Raw genomic sequence first — 20139 nt, 5'->3', positions numbered from 1 at the left:
CCAGCGCCTGACGCGGGCGTGCCCGTTGCTGCTGCGCCGAGTTCGCCACTGAACTCGCCAGTAAGGATTGCGATACAGGCCGCACGCAAGGCGAAAAAATAACCTGAACAAAGAAATAAAGGAGGCGTCATGCCAGCCGTCCACGGGAGCATGCTCTTGCTCTACGCGGTGATCGCGATCGCGGTTCTGATCCTGATGATCGCGCGCTACAAGGTCTATCCATTCCTCGTTCTGATGATCGTCTCCGTGCTGCTCGCGCTCGCGGTCGGCATGCCGATGGACAAGATCGTCAAGTCGTTCGAAACCGGCAACGGCAATACGCTCGGCCACATTGCCATCGTGGTCGGCCTCGGCACCATGCTCGGCAAGATGATGGCCGAATCGGGCGGCGCCGAGCGCATCGCCAATACGCTGATCGATCTCTTCGGCGAGAAGAACATTCACTGGGCGATGATGGTCGTCGCGATCATCGTCGGCTTGCCGGTGTTCTTCGAAGTCGGCTTCGTGCTGCTGATTCCGATTGCGTTCAACGTCGCCAAGCGCACCGGCAAGTCGCTGCTGCTGATCGGCCTGCCGATGGTCGCCGGTTTGTCCGTCGTGCACGGGCTGATTCCGCCGCACCCGGCCGCGCTGCTCGCGGTGCAGGCGTATCACGCGGATATCGGCAGGACCATTGCCTATGGCCTGATCGTCGGCATTCCGACGGCCATCGTCGCCGGTCCGCTGTTTGCCTTGCTGATCAGCCGTCACATCAAGCTGCCGGACGCCAACGCGCTCGCCGACCAGTTCGTGCAGAAGCACGGCGAAGCCGACACGAAGCGCGTCTTGCCGAGTTTCGGCATCACGCTGTTCACCATCCTGCTGCCGGTGATCCTGATGCTGATCGGCAGCTGGGCGGATCTGGTCTTCACACCGAAGACGCTGCCCAATGACCTGCTGCGCTTCATCGGCCAGTCGGACATGGCGCTGCTGATCGCGGTGCTGGTCAGCTTCTGGACCTTCGGCGCGAAGCAGGGCTTCAATCGCGAGCAGATCCAGAAGTTCTGCGGCGAGTGTCTTGCGCCGATCGCCGGCATCACGCTGATCGTCGGCGCGGGCGGCGGTTTCGGCCAGGTGCTGCGCGACAGCGGCATTTCCCAGCAGATCGTTGCGACGGCGTCGTCCGCGAATCTGTCGCCGCTGCTGCTCGGCTGGTTCGTCGCGGCATTGATCCGTCTGGCCACCGGCTCGGCGACGGTCGCGATGACCACGGCCTGCGGCATCGTCGCGCCGATCGCGGCGGCGGCGGGCGGTCACACGAGCCCGGAATTGCTGGTGCTGGCCACCGGCTCCGGCTCGCTGATCTTCTCGCACGTGAACGACGGCGGCTTCTGGCTGATCAAGGAGTATTTCGGCATGACGGTCGGTCAGACGTTCAAGACCTGGTCGCTGCTCGAAACCATCATTTCACTGTTGGGACTCGGTTTGACCTTCGCGCTTGCGGCGGTCGTGTAAGGAGATTTCGATGATTCTGATCGCGATGGGTGTGTCGGGCGCCGGCAAGACCCGCATCGGCGAGTTGCTGGCCGAACGGCTGCAGTGTGCCTTCACCGACGGCGACGCGTTTCACAGCGAAGCCAACAAGGAAAAGATGCACAAGGGCATTCCGCTCACCGACGACGACCGCTGGCCGTGGCTCAAGACCATTCGCGCCGCGATCGAGGAGAAGCAGCGCGCGGGCGAGACGGCGGTGTTCACGTGCTCGTCGCTGAAGCGCTCGTATCGCGATGTGCTGCGCGACGGCGACAAGGATGTCTGCTTCGTCTATCTGGAAGGTTCGTTCGACGTGTTGAAGGAGCGCATCGGCACGCGCACGGGGCACTTCTTCGACCCGACGCTGCTGCAAAGCCAGCTCGACACGCTCGAACCGCCGGGCGAGGACGAGGCGATCGTCGTGAACATCGAGCACACGCCGGAACAGATCGTCGATATCGTCATGGAGCAGTTGAAGACGCGCTGAGCTGAACGCGGCTTTCGAAAAGCAAAACGCCCCACGCTGCGCAGGCAGCGTGGGGCGTTGTCTTTCGTGCGGACGATTTTTTAGCCGATGCGCTTCGCCAGCTCCACCGCACGGCCGATATACGAACCCGGCGTCATGTCCAGCAACAGCTTCTTCGCATCCTCGGGGATGGCGAGACCCGTGATGAACGTCTGCAGCGCCTCGCGCGTGATGCCCTTGCCGCGCGTCAGTTCCTTCAGCTGCTCGTACGGGTTCTCGATGCCGTAGCGGCGCATCACCGTCTGCACCGGCTCGGCGAGGACTTCCCAGGTATTGTCGAGATCTTCGTTGAGACGCGCCGCGTTGACTTCGAGCTTGTCGAGGCCGCGGATCAGCGAGTCGTAGGCGAGCAGCGAGTAGCCGAACGCCACGCCGATATTGCGCAGCACCGTGGAGTCCGTCAGGTCGCGCTGCCAGCGCGAGACGGGCAGCTTGTCGGCGAGATGGCGCAGCGTGGCGTTGGCCAGGCCGAGGTTGCCTTCCGAATTCTCGAAGTCGATCGGGTTGACCTTGTGCGGCATCGTCGACGAACCGATTTCGCCGGCCTTGGTCTTTTGCTTGAAATAGCCGAGCGAGATGTAGCCCCACACGTCGCGGTCGAGGTCGAGCAGGATGGTGTTCGCGCGCGCAATGGCGTCATACAGTTCGGCCATGTAGTCGTGCGGCTCGATCTGCGTGGTGTACGGATTGAAGGTGAGCTTCAGGCGGTTCTCGACGACGTCCTTCGAGAACGTCTCCCAGTCGAACTCCGGATACGCTGACAGATGCGCGTTGAAGTTGCCGACCGCGCCGTTCATCTTGCCGAGCAGTTCCACCTTTTCGATGCGCTGGATCGCGCGCGCCAGACGCGCTGCGACATTGGCGATTTCCTTGCCGAGCGTCGTCGGGCTGGCGGGCTGGCCGTGCGTGCGCGAGAGCATCGGCTGTTCGGCCTGCGCGTGCGCCAGCTTGACGAGGCGTTCATGCACCGAGCGCAGCGCGGGCAGGATCACGTGCTCGCGGGCGCCGGCGAGCATCAGGCCGTGCGACGTGTTGTTGATGTCTTCGGAGGTGCAGGCGAAGTGGATGAACTCGCTCGCGCGTTCCAGTTCGGCCTGGCCCTTCACCGATTCCTTGAGCCAGTATTCGACCGCTTTCACGTCGTGATTCGTGACGCGTTCGATGTCCTTGATGCGCGCCGCGTCATGGGCGGTGAAACGCTCGGCGAGGCCCAGCAGGAATTGCTCGGACGCCTCGGAGAAGCGCGGCACTTCGGCGAAGCCCGCACGCGACAGCGCGATCAGCCAGTGAATCTCCACCGTCACGCGATGGCGCATGAACGCGGCTTCGGACAGCCATTCACGCAGGGCCTCGGTCTTGCCGGCATAACGGCCGTCGAGCGGCGAGAGCGCGGTGAGCGCAAAGAGAGTATCGGGACGGGTATCGGACATGATTGCTTGTCGCAACGGAAGGAAAAGACGGAAGAACCGCGCATTTTACCATCGGATGCGGCGCAATCCGGGCGCTCACCGCGAACGCAGCGCCTCGTCCAGCGCCTGCAGCTGCACGGGCGTGCCGACGTTCTCCCAGCGGCCCGGGTACAACTCGCCGCTCGCGCGTCCGGCGCCGATGGCTTCGCGATAGTACGGCGTGAGCGCGCGGCGCGTGCCGGGCACGAGATCACGGAACATGCGCGGGTCATACAGACCGATGTTGCCGAAGGTGACGCGCGGTTCGCCGTCGAGCGCAAGCAGGCCGTCGCGCAGCGCGAAATCGCCCGCGGGATGGAACGGCGGGTTCGGCACCATCACCAGATGCATGCCGGGCTCGCTGCGCGCCTGCAATTTCTCGGCGTTGGCGCGCAGGGACGCGTAATCGAAGTCGCAGAACACGTCGCCGCTCACTGCGACGAACACCTGCTCGCCGAGCAGAGGCAGCGCCTGCGCGATGCCGCCCGCCGTTTCCAGCGCCTCGGTTTCCGGCGAGTAGCGCAGCTCGACGTCCCAGCGCGCGCCGTCGCCGAGCACGGCTTCTATCTGCGCGCCCAGCCAGGCGTGATTGATGACGATGGTGCGAATGCCCGCCTGCGCCAGCCGCTCGATCTGCCAGACGATCAGCGGCTTGCCGCCCGCTTCGAGCAGCGGTTTCGGGCAGGTGTCGGTGAGCGGGCGCATGCGTTCGCCGCGGCCGGCGGCGAAGATCATCGCCGTTGTCAAAGCGTGCGTCATCGTGGTCCGGAGTCCAGATTCAGAAGGTGTAGCCGACTTCCTGCGCGCGGCCTTCGAGCGAATCGAGCAGGCGCGCGAAGGGCCACAGCGGCGCATAGCGTTCGGCCACCTTGCGCGCATAGCCGATGAAACGCGGCAGGTCCGAGAGATAGCGCGGCTTGCCGTCGCGATAGTGGATGCGCGCGAACAGCCCGAGCACCTTGATGTGCCGTTGCAGGCCCATCCATTCGAGCTGCCGGTAGAACTCGCCGAAATCGGCATCCACGGGCAGGCCGGCCTTCTTCGCGCGTTCCCAGTAATACGCGATGCAGTCGAGCTCGAACGCCTCTTCCCAACTGATGAAGGCGTCGCGCATCAGCGAGGCCATGTCGTAGGTGATCGGACCGTAGACCGCATCCTGGAAATCCAGCACGCCGGGATTCGGCTCGCAGACCATCAGGTTGCGCGGCATGAAATCGCGCAGCATGAAGGTCCGCGGCTGCGCGAGCGCGCTCTGTTCGAGCAGCGTGAAGGTGGCGTCGAGCACCTTGCGTTCGTCCGCCGTGACCTCGCGGCCCAGGTGACGCCCGATGAACCACTCGGGCAACAGCTCCATCTCGCGGCGCAGGAACGCCTGGTCGAAGGCCGGCAGCACGCCTTCGCGCGCCGTCTGCTGGAAGCGGATCAGCGTGTCGATGGCCGAGCGCATCAGGGGCCGCGCATTCGTCTCGTCGAGGACGGAGATGTACGTGGTGGTGCCGAGATCGGTGACGAGCATGAAGCCGGCGTCGAAATCGGCTTCGAGAATCTTCGGCACATGGGCCTGCGCCGCTTCCAGCAGGCTCGCGACCTGCACGAATTCACGGCACTTTTCGGGCGGCGGGGCGTCCACCGCGATCAGCGTCGCGCCGAACTCCGCGTCACTTTCCAGGCGGAAGTAGCGGCGAAAGCTGGCGTCGGCGGAAGCGGGAGCGAGACTGGTGAGGTTCAGCCGGTAGCGTCCGGCAAGACGTTGAAGCCATGCGCCGAGTTGTTCAAGGCGCGCGTCGGAAGGAATGTTCGTCATAAATTCGAGGGGCCAAACATCTTGCCATATAATACCCCACGACTTTTTAAGCGATCCGTTTCACGCCTGGCGCCAGGCCCCCGACGACTGTGAGCGTCATCGTTCAATCGAGTGTCGTCCCTGCTAGCAACGGACCGTCAAGTTCGTGATTGCGGTGAGGGCACGGCCGCCTGCCCGGCGGCATCGGGCGCATGGGACGCAAACGGAATCGAACCGCACCCATCCATGCCGCCACGACAGTTTCCCGTTTTGAAAATCAACGCTGACGCTCAGCCACGCAGGCGGCGGCTCGTCGTCGCGCTGCTGTCCGTGCCGGGGCTGATGCCCGCGCTCGCGCATGCGCAGCTCGTCGGGCCCGCGGCTAATCCGGTCCCGCTCGACGGCGCCGACAGCCTGCGCCTCGCGCCGCAGCTCGAAGAGCGCCCGTTGCAGGCCGGCCAGCAGCCGACCACCTTCCTCCTGGGCGACAAGACCACCGGCACGTCCGACGAGGACATGGCCGCGAAGGGTTCGGCCGAAGTGCGGCGCACGGTGACGGTCATCAAGGCCGACGCGCTGCACTACGACCAGGACACCGACATGGCCGATGCTTTCGGCAATGTCAGGTTGATCAACAACGGCGTGTCGTTCCTCGGTCCGGAAGCGCATCTGAAGGTGGAGGCCAACGAAGGGTTCATGACGAACCCGAAGTACCACTTCAACCTGACGGGCGGTTCGGGCAGCGCCGAGCGCATCGACATGATCGACAACGAGCGTGCGCGCGTCGATCACGGCACCTATACCGCCTGCGCGTGCGCGACCGATCCGGCGTGGTACATCAAGGGCACGTCGTTCGACTTCGATACCGGCGCGGAAGAAGGCATTGCGCACAACGGCGTGCTGTTCTTCCAGGGCGTGCCGGTGTTCGGCAGCCCGTGGATGTCGTTCCCGCTGACCGGCGACCGCCGCAGCGGCCTGTTGCCGCCCACGTTCTCGCTCAGCTCGACGACCGGTTTCGAAGCGACGATCCCGTACTACTTCAACATCGCGCCGAACCGCGACCTCACCATCACGCCGCGCATCATGACGCGCCGCGGCGTGCTGGGCGAGGCGAATTACCGCTATCTGTCGCCCAACTATTCGGGTTCGCTGGACGTCAACTATCTGCCGAACGACCGCGACACGCATACCAACCGTTACGCGATCTTCTGGCAGCACCAGCAGAACTTCGGCAACGGCTTCGGCGGCTATGTCAATTACAACAAGGTTTCGGACTCGCAGTATCCCGAGGACCTGGGCAACGCGTCGAACCAGTTCCTGAACGGCACGCAGCTGCTGTATCAGCAGGAAGCGGGTCTCACGTACAACAACGGCCCGTGGTCGGTGCTTGCCCGCGAACAGCGCTGGCAGACGCTGCAGCCGTCCATTCCGCCTTATGCGCGCGAGCCGCAGGTCAACGTCCAGTACAACAAGTACAACGTCGGCGGCTTCGACTACGGCGCGGAACTGGACGCCACGCGCTTCACGATCTCGCAGGAAGGCGCGACCGACGGCAACCGGCTGTACTTCAATCCGTACCTCAGCTACGGCATCAACGCGCCGGGCTACTTCATCACGCCGAAGGTGCAGTGGCACTTCGCGTCGTATGACCTGAGCCACATCGCCACGTCGCAGGTGTCGGGCTCGTCGCCGCCGGTCGCGGGCCAGCCGAAGAACTTCACCGAGTCGATCCCGACGCTGAGCTTCGACACCGGGCTCGTGTTCGAGCGCTCGGTGCGGCTGTTCGGCCAGGACTATATCCAGACGCTGGAGCCGAGGCTCTACTACGTCTACACGCCGTACCACAACCAGGATTTCGCGCCGAGCTGCGACACCTCCGAAGCCGACTTCGGACTGGCCGAGATCTACACGCCGAACACCTTCGTCGGCAACGACCGCATCGCCGACGCCAACCGCATCACGGCCGGCCTGACCACGCGCTTCATCAATCCGGCGACCGGCGACGAACGCGCGCGTTTCGTGATCGCGCAGCAGTACTACTTCGAGAGCCAGCGCGTCACGATCACGCCGGACCAGCTGCCCGACCAGGCCAAGCACTCGGACCTGATCGCGGGCGCGGCGATCAAGCTCGGGGCAGGTTTCGCTTCGGAAACCGCGTTCCAATATAATGTCGACAACAACCAGCTCGTGCGTTCGAGTATCGGTTTCGCGTTCAGTCCCGGCGCGCGCAAGGTGATCAACGTCGGCTATCGCTATACGCGTTCGAACCAGACCACCTTGTCGAACGAGCCGATCAACCAGATCCTGGTGTCCGGCGAATGGCCGCTCACGAACCGCCTCTACGCGGTCGGGCGCGTCAACTACGACATGGCGAGCCATCGTCTCGTCGACGGGCTGCTGGGCTTCCAGTACGATGCCGACTGCTGGGCGCTCGGCTTCGGCGTGCAGCGCTACGCCAACGGTGTCAACACCACGGGCCAGCTTTCGTCGGGCACGCGGGTGCTGGCGCAGCTGACGTTCAAGGGCTTGTCGAACGTCGACAACGGTCTCGTCAGCGCATTCCGCTCGAGTGTCCAGGGGTATCAGTCGCCGCCGCCGGCCGCGCCGCCGCTCGCCCGCTACAGCGATTACGAGTGACATTGCCGCGGCGAGCAACAGACAGGCAACGGACAGGCAACACGCAAGCGGCGCCAGGCAACGGCGCCGCGCACCACACACGCAGCACACGAACGGGTGAAGCTGGAATTTGATGGAGTCTCTGTGTCAAACGTGAAATTGTTTAGATCGACGGCCATCGTGGCGGGCGCGCTCGCCGCAGCGTTGATCCTGAGTACGCCGGCCGGCGCGCAGGCGTTGTCGAACCGCAATGCGCAGGTGGCGGATTCCGTGGTCGCGGTCGTGAACGACGGCGTCATCACGCAGCGCGAACTGGAAGAGCGCACCGCGCTGATCGCCAAGCGTCTCCAGCAGCAGAACGCGCCGCTGCCGCCCGCGGACCAGATGCAGCGCCAGGTGCTCGACCAGATGGTGCTCGAGCGCATCCAGCTTCAGAAGGCGAAGGACGACGGCATCAACGTCGACGACGCCACCGTGAACCGCACGCTCGCCCGCCTGGCCCAGCAGAACCAGATGACGCTCGATGTCTACCGCTCGCGCATCGAGGCACAGGGCGTGCCCTGGGCCACCTTCGTGCGCGACGCGCGCACCGAACTCACGCTGTCGAAGCTGCGCGAGAAGGAAGTCGACAGCAAGATCACCGTGTCGGACGGCGAAGTGGCGAACTACATCGCCAGCCAGCGCGGTCCGGGCGCCCGCAACACGAGCGACCTGCACTTGCAGCACATCATGTTCAAGGTGCCGCAGGACGCGCCCGAGGCGGACGTCGCGGCGGCGCAGGGCAAGGCGGACGCCGTGCTGAAGCAGGCGCTCAACGGCGACGATTTCACCAAGCTCGCCAAGAACAACTCCCAGGACACCGACGCCTCCAAGGGCGGGGATCTCGGCTTCCGTGCGCCGGCTTCGCTGCCGGCGGGCATCGTGACGGCGGTCGCGACGCTGCGTCCGGGTCAGGTCGCGCCGACGCTGCTGCGTACGAGCGGCGGCTTCGAAGTCATCAAGCTGGTGGACCGGCGCGCGAGCCAGGGCACGGCCGCCGACGCCCCCAAGCTCACGCAGACCCACGTGCGCCACATCCTGCTGCGCGTGACGGACGGCATGTCGGAACAGGCGGCGCGCCAGCGGCTGCTCGACATCAAGCAGCAAGTATTGGCGGGCGGCGACTTCGCGAACTTCGCGCGGACCTATTCGCAGGACGGCTCGGCCTCGCAGGGCGGCGACCTCGGCTGGATCAGTCCGGGCGAAACCGTGCCTGAATTCGAGCGCGCGATGAACAACCTGCAGGACGGCGCGGTCAGCGATCCGGTGCGCAGCGAGTACGGCTACCACCTGATCCAGGTGCTCGGCCGTCGCGAGGCGGAAGGCTCGGCGACGCAGCAGCTCGACATCGCACGTCAGGCGATCGGTCAGCGCAAGGCGGAACAGGCCTATTCCGACTGGCTGCGCGAACTGCGCGACACCGCCTACGTCCAGTACAAGGGCGTCGCTGCCCAGGCGCAGCAGTAAGCAGATGAGCACCGCCGACCCCCGCCCGCTCGCCATCGCCATCACGACGGGCGAGCCGGGCGGCGTCGGCCCGGAACTGACGGCGGCGGCGCTCGCGCAGGCCCGCACGCGCTGGCCGCAGGCGCGCTTCACGGTGCTCGGCGACCGCGCGCTGCTCGCCGAACGTGCCGGCGCAAGCTGGCCGGCGGCGGGTGAGCCTGTCGAACTGGAACATCACGCGCTTGCCGTGCCCGCCGAGGCAGGCAAGCTGAACGCGGCCAACGGGCGCTATGTGCTCGGCCTGCTCGATGCCGCCATCGACGGCGCCGTGTCCGGCCGTTTCGACGCCATCGTCACCGCGCCGCTGCAAAAGAGCACCATCAACGACGCCGGCGTGCCCTTCACCGGCCACACCGAATATCTCGCCGAACGCACGCATACGCCGCGCGTGGTCATGATGCTGGCGGGTTCGGGCGAGCGTCCGCTGCGGGTCGCGCTGGCCACCACGCATCTGCCGCTGAAGGACGTGTCGGCCGCACTGAGCGTGGCGGGACTCGTCGAGACCTTGCGCATCATCCATCACGACCTGCGCGCGCATTTCGGCCTGGCCGCGCCGCGCATCCTCGTCACTGGCCTCAACCCGCACGCGGGCGAGAACGGCTATCTGGGCCGCGAGGAAATCGACGTGATCGCGCCTGCGCTCGAACAGGCGCGCGCGCTCGGCATCGACGCACCGGGACCGTATCCCGCCGACACCCTGTTCCAGCCGCGCTATCTGCAGGACGCGGACTGCGTGCTGGCGATGTTCCATGACCAGGGCCTGCCGGTGCTGAAATACGCCACGTTTGGCGAAGGCATCAACGTGACGCTGGGCCTGCCGATCATCCGCACCTCGGTGGATCACGGCACCGCGCTCGATCTCGCCGGCACGGGCCGCGCGGACGCGGGCAGCATGATCGCCGCAATCGACGCCGCCGTCACGATGGCGCGCCACAAACGCGCGGCCTGAAAGCCGCCGCGCGAGCTTCATTCAAACGAACATGCCGACCAAACATCAAGGCCATTTCGCGCGCAAGCGCTTCGGGCAGAACTTCCTCGTCGATCAGGGCATCATCGATTCGATCGTCGACACCATCGCGCCCCGCCGCGGCGAGCGCATGGTCGAGATCGGGCCGGGCCTGGCCGCGCTGACCGAACCGCTGATCGAAAGAGTGGCGACGCCGGAATCGCCGCTGCATGCGGTGGAGCTGGACCGCGACCTGATCGGGCGGCTGGAGAAGCGTTTCGGCGAGCGTCTGGTCGTGCATTCCGCCGATGCCCTCGAATTCGATTTCGGCGCGCTTGCTCAAGCTGATGAGAGCGGCAAGCCTACGCTGCGCATCGTCGGCAATCTGCCGTACAACATTTCGAGCCCGCTGCTGTTTCATCTCACGCGTTTCGCGCACCGGGTGATCGACCAGCACTTCATGTTGCAGGACGAAGTGGTGGACCGGATGATCGCTGAACCCGCCAGCAAGGACTACGGGCGCCTGTCCGTGATGCTGCAATACCGCTACGTGATGGACAAGCTGCTCGACGTGCCGCCCGAATCGTTCAATCCGCCGCCGAAGGTAAATTCCGCGATCGTGCGCATGATTCCGTTCGCGCCGCACGAGTTGCCCGACGTGGATGAGAACGCGCTGTCGGACGTCGTGAAGGCGGCCTTCGCACAGCGTCGCAAGGTCTTGCGCAACAACCTGTCGGCTTACCGCGAGTCGATCGATTTCGATGCCATCGGTTTCGATCTCACCCGCCGCGCCGAGGAAGTGCCGGTCGCGGAGTTCGTCGCGCTGGCGCAGGCGCTGCAACGCTCGCGCCGGGCGCCATCCTGACATCAGGACTGAATCGGGCACTACTGTGCGCCGGCATCGGCGAGCCGGTCCATCAGGCGTTCGAGCCTTGCACGCTGGTCACGCTGAAGTCCACGCGTCGCGCTCACCTGGCACACGCGGCTGCGCCAGTAAGTCTGGCCAAACAGCGAATTCGCGCCTTCCGCCGAGAGCACGCGTTCCAGATGGCGGATCGCGGCATCGACGTTGCCCGGCGTGTACGGGCTCGTGATCGCGGCGTGTCGCTGGTGTCGTTCGAGTGTTTCGTTCATCGTTCTGGCCTCGTGTCGCGTTGATTCCGGACGGCTGATTCTGTGGGCCGCGCGGGACATCCGGCGTCCCGAACGGTCAGGGCACACCGGGACACGATTTGTCCGGAGCGGCTGTCAGAATCGACCGCCCGGTCCTCGCGGGCCGGCGGCAACCTTTCATCACGGAGACAGCGCATGCGCTTCATACACGCGGCGGACATCCATCTGGACAGCCCTCTGCACGGCTTGTCCGCCTACGCCGACGCACCCGCCGACATGCTGCGCAACGCCACGCGCGAGGCCTTCTCGAGGCTCGTTACGGTCGCGGTGGACGAGCAGGTCGACTTCATGATCATTGCCGGCGATCTTTACGACGGCACCTGGCGCGACCACAACACCGGCATCTTCTTTTGCCGCGAGATGGGCCGTCTGCGCCGCGCGGGCATTCCGGTGTATGTGCTGTTCGGCAACCACGACGCCGAAAGCGAAATGACGAGCCAGTTGCAGCTGCCGGACAACGTCCATACGTTCTCGGCGAGAAAGCCGCAGACCTTCCGCATCGACGCGCTCAAGGTCGCGCTGCACGGCCACAGCTTCAAGGAAAAGGCCGTCACGACGAACCTCGTCACCGCGTATCCGGCGCCGGTCGCGGGCTACTTCAACATCGGCGTGCTGCATACCGCGCTCGAAGGCGCCGCGCAGCACGCGAGCTACGCGCCGTGCTCGGTCGCGGAACTGCACGCGAAGCAGTATCACTACTGGGCGCTCGGGCACGTGCATGAATATGCGATCTGGCAGGATGCGTCGACCATCGTGTTTCCGGGCAATCTGCAAGGACGCAACATCCGCGAGACCGGGCGGCGCGGCGCCGTGCTGGTGACGGTGTCGGAGGCGGAAGAGGTGAGCGTCGAGCGGCTGTTCATCGACGTGCTGCGCTGGGAAGCGGTGAGCGTCGATGCCTCGCAGGCCGCGACGCTCGATGAAGTCGCGCGCGCGGTCGGCCGTGCGCTCGAAGCGCTGGTGGACGATGCGGCGTCGCCGGTGCCGCATGCCGTGCGCGTGACGATCACCGGTGCGACCCAGGCGCACGGCGAGCTGTTCGGACTCGCGACGCAATTGCGCGCCGAAGTGCTGGCGCAGATCGCGGCGATCAGCCATGACCGGCTGTGGCTGGAGAAGGTGAAAGTCGCGACCCGGCCGCTGTCGCAGGAAGTGCCCACGGCCGGACGCAGCGACGCGCTCGCCGACCTGCACGGCCTTCTGATCGAAGCGGAATCCGACCCGGAGTTTTTGGAGATGCTGAAGGAAAGACTGATCGTGCTGGCGACGCAGGCGCCGAGCGAGTTGCAGAAGTCCGTGCCCGAACTCGAGCAGGTGCGCAACGGCGAACTGGCGGCGCTCGTGAGCGAGGTGCGCTCCGGGCTCATCGCGCAGCTGGCGGACGCGGAGTAAGCCCATGCGCATCGGCAGACTCGAACTCATCCGCTACGGCAAATTCACCGGCCACGACGTGGATTTCCCGGTGGCGGAGCATGACTTTCATTTTGTCGTCGGTCCGAACGAGGCCGGCAAGTCGACCATCAAGAACGCCATTGCCGAGCTGCTGTTCGGCATGCCGCACAGCTCGCCGCTCGCGTTCGTGCATCCGCAGAGCGATCTGCGGCTCGGCGCGTCGCTCGAACTGGACGGCTCGTCGTTCGCGTTTCATCGCACGAAGAGCCGCAAGTCGTCGCTCACGGCGCCGAACGGCGACCCGCTCGCCGCCGACGCGCTCACGCCGTTCCTCGGCGCCGCCGACAAGCACTTTTTCGAGCAGATGTACTGCCTGAATCACGACGCGCTGCGGCGCGGCGGCGACGCCATTCTCGATGCCTCGAGCGATGTCGGGCAGGTGCTGTTCCAGTCGGCGGCGGGCATCGCGAGTCTCGGCGACGTGCGTCAGCGCCTCGCGGACGAAGCGGACCGGCTGTGGGCCCGGCGCAAGTCGGGCGATCGGGCGTATTACGCCGGTCTCAAGCAATTCGACGAAGCCAGCGCCGAGCTGAAGACGGCCAGCGTGCGCACGGCGCAATGGCGGCGCGCGCAGGGCGCGGTCGAGGAGGCTGAGGAGAAGCGCCGCGAACAGGACCTCCAGCGCGCGGCGCTCGAAGCGCAGCGCGGCCGGCTCGAACGGGTGAGGCGCGTGGCGCCGCATCTGAACGTGTGGCGCGAGAAGAGCGCCGAGTTGCGCGAGCTGGGCGAGGTGCGGGAGTTGCCGGCCGACGCCGGGGCGACGCTGCAGAATGCGCTGACGCGGCTGGCGTCCGCCGAACGGGCCGTCGAACTCCATGTGGCCGAAGCGGCGCGCTTGCAGACCCAGGCGAACGCCATCCAGCCCGACCGGACAATGCTCGCCGCGCAGGTGCGCATTCGTGCGCTCGATGCCGCGCGCGAACGCACGGCGAATCACGCCGGCGAGATCGCGCGGCTGGAAAACGAAGTGGACATGCGGCTGCGGCAGGTCGCGCAGCACAGCGCGCAACTCGGCTGGCCGCAGGACGAAGCGGGCGCGCGTCACGCGCTGCCCGGCGCGCTCGTGCTCCAGACCCTGTCGAGCCTGATGCTGGAGCGCGGCGGATTGCAGCAAACGGCGCGCAACGCAGGGCAGGCCGCCGATGAAGCCGCGAAGCAGATCGATATGCTGAAGACCCGGCTGGCTGGAATCGACGGCGGCGAGGTGTCGCCGGCGTTGCGTGCCGCCTTGCGCGCGGCGCAGAAGTATCGCGATTCGGGCACCGAGCAACGGCGTCTCGAAGACGCGAAGCGCGAAGCCGAGCAGGCGCTCGACGCGGGTCTCGCCGCGCTCGGACGCTGGACGCGGCCGGTCGACGCGTTGCAGTCGATGACGTTGCCTGCGCAGGAGCGCATCGCGACGCTGCGGCGCGAGCGGCAGGAGCGGGCATCGCGCGTGACGCTCGCCGAGGATCGGCTGGACGAGGCGCGCGACGATCTGCGCGCGGCGCAGCATGCGCTGGACGAACTGGTCGAAACACACGACGTCGTGACCGCCGCCGAAGTGCGCGATGCCCGTGCGACGCGCGATGCCGCGTGGCACGCGATCCGTTCGGGCGAAGTTGCGCTTGCCGCGGGCGCGCCGGGCTTCGAGCAGCAGCTGCATGCATCGGACGGGCTGGCGGACCGCCAGTTGGGCTCGGTCGGGCAGGCGACGCAACTGACGGCGCTGAAGCGGCGCATCGTCAGCGCGGAAGAAACACTCGCGCGGCGTGAGGAAGCTGTGCGCGAAGCCGCGACCGCATTGACGCAGTTCAACGACGACTGGCGCGCGCTCGCCGTGCAGGCGGGCCTCGCGGAGATGCCGCTGGACGATGCGCCGGCGTGGATGGCATCGCGCGATGCGGTGCTGACGGCGGCGCAGGCGCTGCACGCACGCAGCGCGGAACTGACGCGCGAAGCCGCCGATGCCGCCGCGCGCCGCGATGAACTCGCGCGTCAGTTGAGTGCATCCGGCGCACCGGAGGATCTGCACGCCGGTATCGATGCGCTGTGCGACAGCGCCGAGGCACGCATTGCCGCCATCGACGAAGCGGGCGTGACGCGGCGCAATCTCCAGGCACAGCTCGACGAAGCGCAGGCCGAACGCGGCGCACGCGAAGGCGCGGCCAAGGCGGCGCGTGAAGCGTTCGAGCGCTGGCAGCGGGACTGGACGGCGGCGCTCGACAAGGCAGGCCTCGCACGCGCCGTGGATTCGCAGGCGGCGGCCGAAACGGCGCTCGACATCGTGAAGCAGATCGGCGAGCAGTTGACGCACGTGGACGGCATTCGCAGCGGTCAGATCGAAGCCAGGCGCCACGCGCTTGCCACGCTCGATGCCGAGGCCGAGCAACTGGCGCAGGAACTCGACGCGTCGCTGACCGCAGCGGGCGCGTCGCGGATCGCGACGGAGCTGTCGGCGCGGCTCGATCGCGCCGTGGCCGCACAGGCCGACAGCGATCGGCTGAAGAAGGAACATGCGGCGGCGGAGACGCAGGTGAGCCACGCGAGACTCGAAGTGGAGGAAGCGAAGGCCACGTTGCGGCCGCTCTACGAACTGGCGGCCGTGGACACGCCCGATGCGCTCGCGCCGCTGATCGCGCAATCGCATCAAAAGGGGCAGCTCAAGGCCGCCGCCGACGACGCGCGCGCCGCGCTCATCCAGGGCGGCGATGGCCTCGCGCTCGACGAGCTCGTCGCGGAAGTGGAGGGCGCGGACATGCCGAACGTGGCGGCGGAACTGTCGCGGATCGGCGCGGCGCTGTCGGAGTCGGTGAATGCGGCGCACGACATCGCGGCGGCGCTCGAAAGTGCGCGGCGCGAACTGGCGGCCATTTCTGGCGACGCCAACGCCGCGCGCGCCGAGGCGAAGCGGCAGGAAGCGCTGGCCGCCATGGCCGATGCCGCCGAACGTTTCGTCAAGGTCGAAACCGCTTCGACGCTGCTGAAATGGGCGATCGACCGTTATCGCGAACGCCGTCAGGGCCCGATGCTGTCGCGCGCCAGTGCGATCTTCTCCGAACTGACGCTCGGCAATTTCTCGCGGCTGGTCGTGGACTACGATCGCCAGCCGATGGCGCTCTCCGCGGTGCGAGTGAGCGGCGAGCATGTCGAGATCGGCGGAATGAGCGAGGGCACGCGCGACCAGCTGTATCTCGCGTTGCGCCTCGCGGCACTGGAGGAACATGGCGAGCGCGCAGCGTCGCTGCCATTCGTCGCCGACGACCTCTTCATCAACTTCGACGACGGCCGTGCGCGCGCCGGTCTGCGTGTGCTCGCGCAACTCGCGAAGCGTACCCAGGTGATCTTCCTGAGCCATCACGATCATCTGGTCGAGATCGTGCGCGAGGTGTTCGGGCCGCAGGTCAACGTGCGTTACATGGGCTGACGCGTCTTGCGCTTATCGTGCGTCAGGCGTCGTGCAGCAGGGCGTCGAGGCGCAGAAGCGCATTGCGCGCGCCATCCGCGATGCCGACACCCCGGTCCGGCGCAATGGCGTGCTCACGCGGATTGATGCGGATCAGGCGCGATCCGTTGCGTTCGCTGAAGCGCCTGACCGTGGGCAGCGCACGCCCCGCGCCGAGTTCGACGACCACCAGCCGTTCGACGCCGTGCAGCCACGCAACCAGCCGGCGTTCCTGTTGCGCCGAGCGCCGCTCGATCCAGTTCCAGTCGCCGAACATCAGGATGTTCGGTCGCGCCAGCGCATGACAATGCGGGCAGCGCGGCGGCGCGTTGAGCAGTTCACAGCGCGCTTCATCGACGACGGGATCGAAGCCGTCCGCGGACCAGAGATCATGCGTGCAGGCGTCCAGGCATTGCAGCGTGTCGATCGCGCCGTGACATTCGGCGATGCGCTCCGGTGCAAAACCCGCGCGCTGGAACTGGCCATCGACATTGCTCGTGAATACGAACGCGCCGTGCGGCATGCGCGCCGCCCAGCGCTTCAGCAGGTGGAAGCCCTCATGCGGCTGCGTTGCCCGGTACAGCGCCAGCCGATGCCCGTAGAAGCCCCACGTCAGTTGCGGATGGCGCACGAAGCCCGCGGGATTGGCCATGTCCTCGAACGAGAAGCTGTGATGCCGCAGTGCCGGATACGCGCGCCAGAACCCTTCCGGTCCGCGAAAGTCCGGCAAGCCCGAGTCGACGCCCATGCCGGCGCCGGCGGTGACGAGCAGGCCATCGGCGGCGCGGATCCAGGCGGCGGCCTGGTCGAGCAGCGCGGTGTCGTTCATGGCGACGTGCCTTCGACATAACGGTTGGCGAGCTTGCGATAGTCTTGCGCGAATTCATCGCGCAGGGTCTGCGGCGCGAGGATCTCGACGTTCGCGCCGAGGGCGCGCAGCCACCAGCGCAGTTTCAGGCTCGGCGTGACGGTGCCGGAGATTTTCGTGCGGCCGTCGGGCAGGGTATCGATCTGCTGATCCTTCGACATCGGCGATTCGCGCAGCTGATTGCCGGCGTGGCCTTCGAAGGCGAGTTCGAGACGCACAGCGGGCTCGGGCAGGAAATCGAACACCTGCTGCGTCTCGATGTACTTGCGCAGCTTGAAGTCCTCGGGATAGGTGAAGGCCTCGCCGGATTCCGTCACCGAGCGAATCCGGTCGAGCCGATACAGCGTGCGCATCCATTCGGTTTCGCCTTTCTCGGGACGCGGCGCGCGCTTCGGATCCTGTGCGACCATGTACATCACGCCCGCCGATTCCACCAGCGCGAGCGGCCAGAGCGTGCGGGTCTTCGGTTCATCGGTCTGGCTGCCGCTTTCGTTCTTCTCGTTCGTCTCGTTCTTTTCGCTCTTGTACGCGGGACGGTATTGCACGAGCAGTTCGCGCTCGAAGAAGGTCGCGGTCGCGACAGCCTGGAAGATCTCCGGACGCAGCTTCGGACGAATCAGCGTGAAGGCGCCATCGACGGAATCGATCTTGTCCGCCCACGCGCGATAGATGCGGCTGTCCTCTTTTTCCTGCGACAGCCGCGCCTCGGCGGCCTTGAAGAGCGGATCGATGTCGCGGGTCACGGCGTTCGGCAGCTTGTTGCCGGCGAAGCGCTGGAGGATATGGAACGCCACGGCCTCGGATGCGCTCATCAGTCCGACACCTTCCTGCAGACCGTGCAGCCAGGGCTTGCGTTGCCACAGCAGTTCGCGGCCGTTGAGCATCGAGACGACGCGGCCGTCCGCTTCGAGCGCCGTCAAGTGACGCTGCACCTTCTTCGTATAGCCGACGCGATGCCCGCGCTCCTCCAGACGGCGACGGATTTCCGGCGTGGGAAGCCAGGCGGTGGCGTCCCGTTCGGTCGGCAGCACGCGGAGGATGGCTTCGTCGAGGCTGTTGGTCATGGCTTGGGCGAGTTGGGAACCGCGTTTGATTATAAGAAGCACCGGGACAGATTGTGTCCTGGTGCTCCGGCGGCGCTCGCCGTGCTTCGATTTCAGATTGTTCTGGTGACGCCGCTCGATGGAAGCGGAAAGAATCCGCTCCCGGTCAGTGCATGGGTGGGGAACCGGTTTGCTATCGAGGGACGACATCATGAGCAAGCGCGATCAAGTAGAAGTGTGCAAAGCGCTCACGCAAAAGAAAAGGGCTCAGCATGCGCTGAGCCCTTTGAATCTTTTGGTAGGCCGTACGGGATTCGAACCTGTGACCAACGGATTAAAAGTCCGCTGCTCTACCAGCTGAGCTAACGACCCAAAAGAGGCGAAATTATAATCTGCGAATTGGCTTTTTGTCAACCAAACCGCATCGCAAACCGGCCAATGCCCTCAGAAAAAACGCCTGCGGCATGACTTCCCGCAGGCGTTCTCTCTCATTGCTTGCAGCAGGCCTCGATCACTTCACCTGCGACATCTTGCTCTGCGCCGTCGTCGCGACTTCCGTACCGGAGTACTGCGAGATGATCTGCTGGAGCGTCTGCTTGGCAGCCGCTTTCTGGCCTTGCTCGATCTGGTTGTTTGCGATCGCAAGCAGCGCTTCGGGTGCTCGCGGATGCGTCGGATAACTCTTCACCAGGTTCTGCCAGACCGCAGTCGATCCCTTGTAGTCGCGCTGGGCATAGAGTGCGTTGCCGAGCCAGTACTGCGCCGTCGGCTGATACGGGCTCTGCGGATACTTCGCCACGAACGTCTTGAACGACGCCGCGGCGTTCTTGTAATCGCCGCTACGGAATTGAGTCGACGCCGCGTTGAACGCTTCCGTCTCGCCGGGCTGCACCGAACCGGTCATGCCGTCGATCGTCTCCTGTTGCGGCTCGAATTTCTTCAGGCGCGAGTCGAGATCGGCGTAATAGTCCTTCTGCTGCTTTTGCAGCGTCACGACCTGGTTGGTCAGATCCTCGTTCTGCCCGCGAACCGTCGCGACCTGTTGATTCAACTGGTCGATGCGGTTCTGCTGATCGAGGATCGTGCGTTGCGCGGCCTGCAACTGATTCGACAGACTGTCGGTTTTCGTGCGCAGGTCGAGCACGGCCTTGCGCGCTTCGTTGTCGTCGAAGACGCCGGCGTGCGCGGGCACGCCGAACATTGTCGAACCCACCACGCAAGCGGCTGCGGCGGCGCGCAGCAAGGGAAAGCGATACAACATAGAGCGACTCACCCGTGACAGGTTACGTTACGTGATTACTGCTGGTATGCGAGATCCGCACGGCGGTTCTGCGCGTACGACGCTTCGTCGTGACCCGTCGCCATCGGCTTTTCCTTGCCGAGGCTCACGGCTTCCATTTGCGAATCGGCCACGCCCATCAGCGACATCGCGCGACGCACGGCTTCCGCGCGCTTCTGGCCGAGCGCCAGGTTGTACTCGCTCGTGCCGCGTTCGTCGGTGTTGCCCTGGATCAGGACGTGACGCTCCGGATGGCTCTTCAGATACGACGAGTGTTGTTGCAGCAGCGGCTGATAGTCGTCCTTCACGGCGTAGCTGTCGAAGTCGAAGAAAATGCTGCGCTTGGCGAGCGGGCTGTTCGGGTCGTTCAACGGGTCGATGTTGACCTGCTTCACGTCCGTCGGGTTCGGCTGCGTGCCGACTGCACCCTTGTTCTGGCCTTCGTCGAGCTTCACGCCCGAGTGACAAGCCGCCAATGCGCCGACCATCGCAACTGCCAGGCCGATACGAAGTTTCGACATCAT

The 20139-nt window shown here is 65.7% G+C and carries 16 protein-coding genes and 1 tRNA gene; 8 read left to right on the top strand and 9 right to left on the bottom strand.

What is annotated here, in order from left to right; all coding sequences use genetic code 11:
• Nucleotides 1-129 precede the first annotated feature (129 nt).
• Both QCE62_RS12670 and QCE62_RS12665 read left to right on the top strand, forming a co-directional pair.
• A complete protein-coding gene (locus QCE62_RS12670) occupies nucleotides 130-1494 on the top strand; it encodes a GntP family permease (protein WP_309902797.1) in 1365 nt (454 codons plus the stop codon).
• A gap of 10 nt (nucleotides 1495-1504) precedes the next feature.
• Nucleotides 1505-1999, top strand: a complete 495-nt coding sequence (locus QCE62_RS12665; protein WP_309918364.1) for a gluconokinase — start codon at nucleotides 1505-1507, stop codon at nucleotides 1997-1999.
• 80 nt (nucleotides 2000-2079) lie between these two features.
• On the opposite strand, the gene purB is transcribed toward QCE62_RS12665, so the two are convergent.
• The 3 genes from purB to QCE62_RS12650 all read right to left on the bottom strand — a co-directional run bounded on the left by purB (nucleotide 2080) and on the right by QCE62_RS12650 (nucleotide 5290).
• On the bottom strand, nucleotides 2080-3468 hold the full coding sequence (gene purB / locus QCE62_RS12660) for an adenylosuccinate lyase (RefSeq protein ID WP_309918362.1): 1389 nt from the start codon (nucleotides 3466-3468) through the stop codon (nucleotides 2080-2082).
• A 75-nt stretch (nucleotides 3469-3543) separates the two neighbouring features.
• On the bottom strand, nucleotides 3544-4245 hold the full coding sequence (gene murU, locus QCE62_RS12655; protein ID WP_309918359.1) for an N-acetylmuramate alpha-1-phosphate uridylyltransferase MurU: 702 nt from the start codon (nucleotides 4243-4245) through the stop codon (nucleotides 3544-3546).
• 19 nt (nucleotides 4246-4264) lie between these two features.
• Nucleotides 4265-5290, bottom strand: a complete 1026-nt coding sequence (locus tag QCE62_RS12650) for a phosphotransferase (protein ID WP_309918356.1) — start codon at nucleotides 5288-5290, stop codon at nucleotides 4265-4267.
• A 225-nt stretch (nucleotides 5291-5515) separates the two neighbouring features.
• Between QCE62_RS12650 and QCE62_RS12645 the strand changes: the two genes are divergently transcribed.
• The 4 genes from QCE62_RS12645 (at nucleotide 5516) to rsmA (ending at nucleotide 11241) form a co-directional block, all read left to right on the top strand.
• Entirely contained in the window at nucleotides 5516-7906 is a 2391-nt protein-coding gene (locus QCE62_RS12645; RefSeq protein ID WP_309918353.1) for an LPS-assembly protein LptD, read from the top strand.
• Nucleotides 7907-8029: 123 nt separating this feature from the next.
• A complete protein-coding gene (locus QCE62_RS12640; RefSeq protein ID WP_309809721.1) occupies nucleotides 8030-9391 on the top strand; it encodes a peptidylprolyl isomerase in 1362 nt (453 codons plus the stop codon).
• A 4-nt stretch (nucleotides 9392-9395) separates the two neighbouring features.
• Nucleotides 9396-10379 carry a 4-hydroxythreonine-4-phosphate dehydrogenase PdxA gene (gene pdxA, locus QCE62_RS12635; protein WP_309918350.1) on the top strand — a complete coding sequence of 328 codons (984 nt, stop codon included), beginning with the start codon at nucleotides 9396-9398 and terminating at the stop codon, nucleotides 10377-10379.
• Nucleotides 10380-10410: 31 nt separating this feature from the next.
• The gene (gene rsmA, locus QCE62_RS12630) at nucleotides 10411-11241 is read left to right on the top strand and encodes a 16S rRNA (adenine(1518)-N(6)/adenine(1519)-N(6))-dimethyltransferase RsmA (protein ID WP_309918347.1); all 831 of its coding nucleotides are present in this window, start codon (nucleotides 10411-10413) and stop codon (nucleotides 11239-11241) included.
• Between the two features lie 20 nt (nucleotides 11242-11261).
• On the opposite strand, the gene QCE62_RS12625 is transcribed toward rsmA, so the two are convergent.
• Entirely contained in the window at nucleotides 11262-11510 is a 249-nt protein-coding gene (locus tag QCE62_RS12625; RefSeq protein WP_309918344.1) for a hypothetical protein, read from the bottom strand.
• Between the two features lie 174 nt (nucleotides 11511-11684).
• Between QCE62_RS12625 and QCE62_RS12620 the strand changes: the two genes are divergently transcribed.
• Both QCE62_RS12620 and QCE62_RS12615 read left to right on the top strand, forming a co-directional pair.
• Nucleotides 11685-12941 carry a DNA repair exonuclease gene (locus QCE62_RS12620; RefSeq protein ID WP_309918341.1) on the top strand — a complete coding sequence of 419 codons (1257 nt, stop codon included), beginning with the start codon at nucleotides 11685-11687 and terminating at the stop codon, nucleotides 12939-12941.
• A 4-nt stretch (nucleotides 12942-12945) separates the two neighbouring features.
• On the top strand, nucleotides 12946-16407 hold the full coding sequence (locus QCE62_RS12615) for an AAA family ATPase (protein WP_309918339.1): 3462 nt from the start codon (nucleotides 12946-12948) through the stop codon (nucleotides 16405-16407).
• 22 nt (nucleotides 16408-16429) lie between these two features.
• Here QCE62_RS12615 and QCE62_RS12610 read toward each other — a convergent pair whose 3' ends face one another.
• The 5 genes from QCE62_RS12610 to pal all read right to left on the bottom strand — a co-directional run bounded on the left by QCE62_RS12610 (nucleotide 16430) and on the right by pal (nucleotide 20139).
• Nucleotides 16430-17254, bottom strand: coding sequence for a Sir2 family NAD-dependent protein deacetylase (locus QCE62_RS12610; protein WP_309918336.1), 825 nt, complete (start codon nucleotides 17252-17254; stop codon nucleotides 16430-16432).
• A complete protein-coding gene (locus QCE62_RS12605; protein ID WP_309918334.1) occupies nucleotides 17251-18357 on the bottom strand; it encodes a WYL domain-containing protein in 1107 nt (368 codons plus the stop codon). The genes QCE62_RS12610 and QCE62_RS12605 overlap by 4 nt, the downstream gene beginning before the upstream one ends.
• A 275-nt stretch (nucleotides 18358-18632) precedes the next feature.
• Nucleotides 18633-18708 (bottom strand) — tRNA-Lys (locus QCE62_RS12600).
• Nucleotides 18709-18847: 139 nt separating this feature from the next.
• Nucleotides 18848-19597, bottom strand: coding sequence for a tol-pal system protein YbgF (ybgF, locus tag QCE62_RS12595; protein WP_309918331.1), 750 nt, complete (start codon nucleotides 19595-19597; stop codon nucleotides 18848-18850).
• A gap of 35 nt (nucleotides 19598-19632) precedes the next feature.
• Nucleotides 19633-20139 carry a peptidoglycan-associated lipoprotein Pal gene (gene pal, locus QCE62_RS12590; RefSeq protein ID WP_309809705.1) on the bottom strand — a complete coding sequence of 169 codons (507 nt, stop codon included), beginning with the start codon at nucleotides 20137-20139 and terminating at the stop codon, nucleotides 19633-19635.

This window comes from Caballeronia sp. LZ033 (assembly GCF_031451265.1).
Lineage (GTDB): Bacteria > Pseudomonadota > Gammaproteobacteria > Burkholderiales > Burkholderiaceae > Caballeronia.
The sequence above is the reverse complement of the archived record's forward strand: the minus strand, read 5'-3'. Positions and strand labels throughout refer to the sequence as shown.

What these genes read in the sequence shown, in the direction of transcription:
- QCE62_RS12670 (WP_309902797.1), top strand. Translation starts at nt 130, where the DNA reads ATGCCAGCCGTCCACGGGAGCATGCTCTTGCTCTACGCGGTGATCGCG.
- QCE62_RS12665 (WP_309918364.1), top strand. Translation starts at nt 1,505, where the DNA reads ATGATTCTGATCGCGATGGGTGTGTCGGGCGCCGGCAAGACCCGCATC.
- purB (WP_309918362.1), bottom strand. Translation starts at nt 3,468, where the DNA reads ATGTCCGATACCCGTCCCGATACTCTCTTTGCGCTCACCGCGCTCTCG.
- murU (WP_309918359.1), bottom strand. Translation starts at nt 4,245, where the DNA reads ATGACGCACGCTTTGACAACGGCGATGATCTTCGCCGCCGGCCGCGGC.
- QCE62_RS12650 (WP_309918356.1), bottom strand. Translation starts at nt 5,290, where the DNA reads ATGACGAACATTCCTTCCGACGCGCGCCTTGAACAACTCGGCGCATGG.
- QCE62_RS12645 (WP_309918353.1), top strand. Translation starts at nt 5,516, where the DNA reads ATGCCGCCACGACAGTTTCCCGTTTTGAAAATCAACGCTGACGCTCAG.
- pdxA (WP_309918350.1), top strand. Translation starts at nt 9,396, where the DNA reads ATGAGCACCGCCGACCCCCGCCCGCTCGCCATCGCCATCACGACGGGC.
- rsmA (WP_309918347.1), top strand. Translation starts at nt 10,411, where the DNA reads ATGCCGACCAAACATCAAGGCCATTTCGCGCGCAAGCGCTTCGGGCAG.
- QCE62_RS12625 (WP_309918344.1), bottom strand. Translation starts at nt 11,510, where the DNA reads ATGAACGAAACACTCGAACGACACCAGCGACACGCCGCGATCACGAGC.
- QCE62_RS12620 (WP_309918341.1), top strand. Translation starts at nt 11,685, where the DNA reads ATGCGCTTCATACACGCGGCGGACATCCATCTGGACAGCCCTCTGCAC.
- QCE62_RS12615 (WP_309918339.1), top strand. Translation starts at nt 12,946, where the DNA reads ATGCGCATCGGCAGACTCGAACTCATCCGCTACGGCAAATTCACCGGC.
- QCE62_RS12610 (WP_309918336.1), bottom strand. Translation starts at nt 17,254, where the DNA reads ATGAACGACACCGCGCTGCTCGACCAGGCCGCCGCCTGGATCCGCGCC.
- QCE62_RS12605 (WP_309918334.1), bottom strand. Translation starts at nt 18,357, where the DNA reads ATGACCAACAGCCTCGACGAAGCCATCCTCCGCGTGCTGCCGACCGAA.
- ybgF (WP_309918331.1), bottom strand. Translation starts at nt 19,597, where the DNA reads ATGTTGTATCGCTTTCCCTTGCTGCGCGCCGCCGCAGCCGCTTGCGTG.
- pal (WP_309809705.1), bottom strand. Translation starts at nt 20,139, where the DNA reads ATGATGTCGAAACTTCGTATCGGCCTGGCAGTTGCGATGGTCGGCGCA.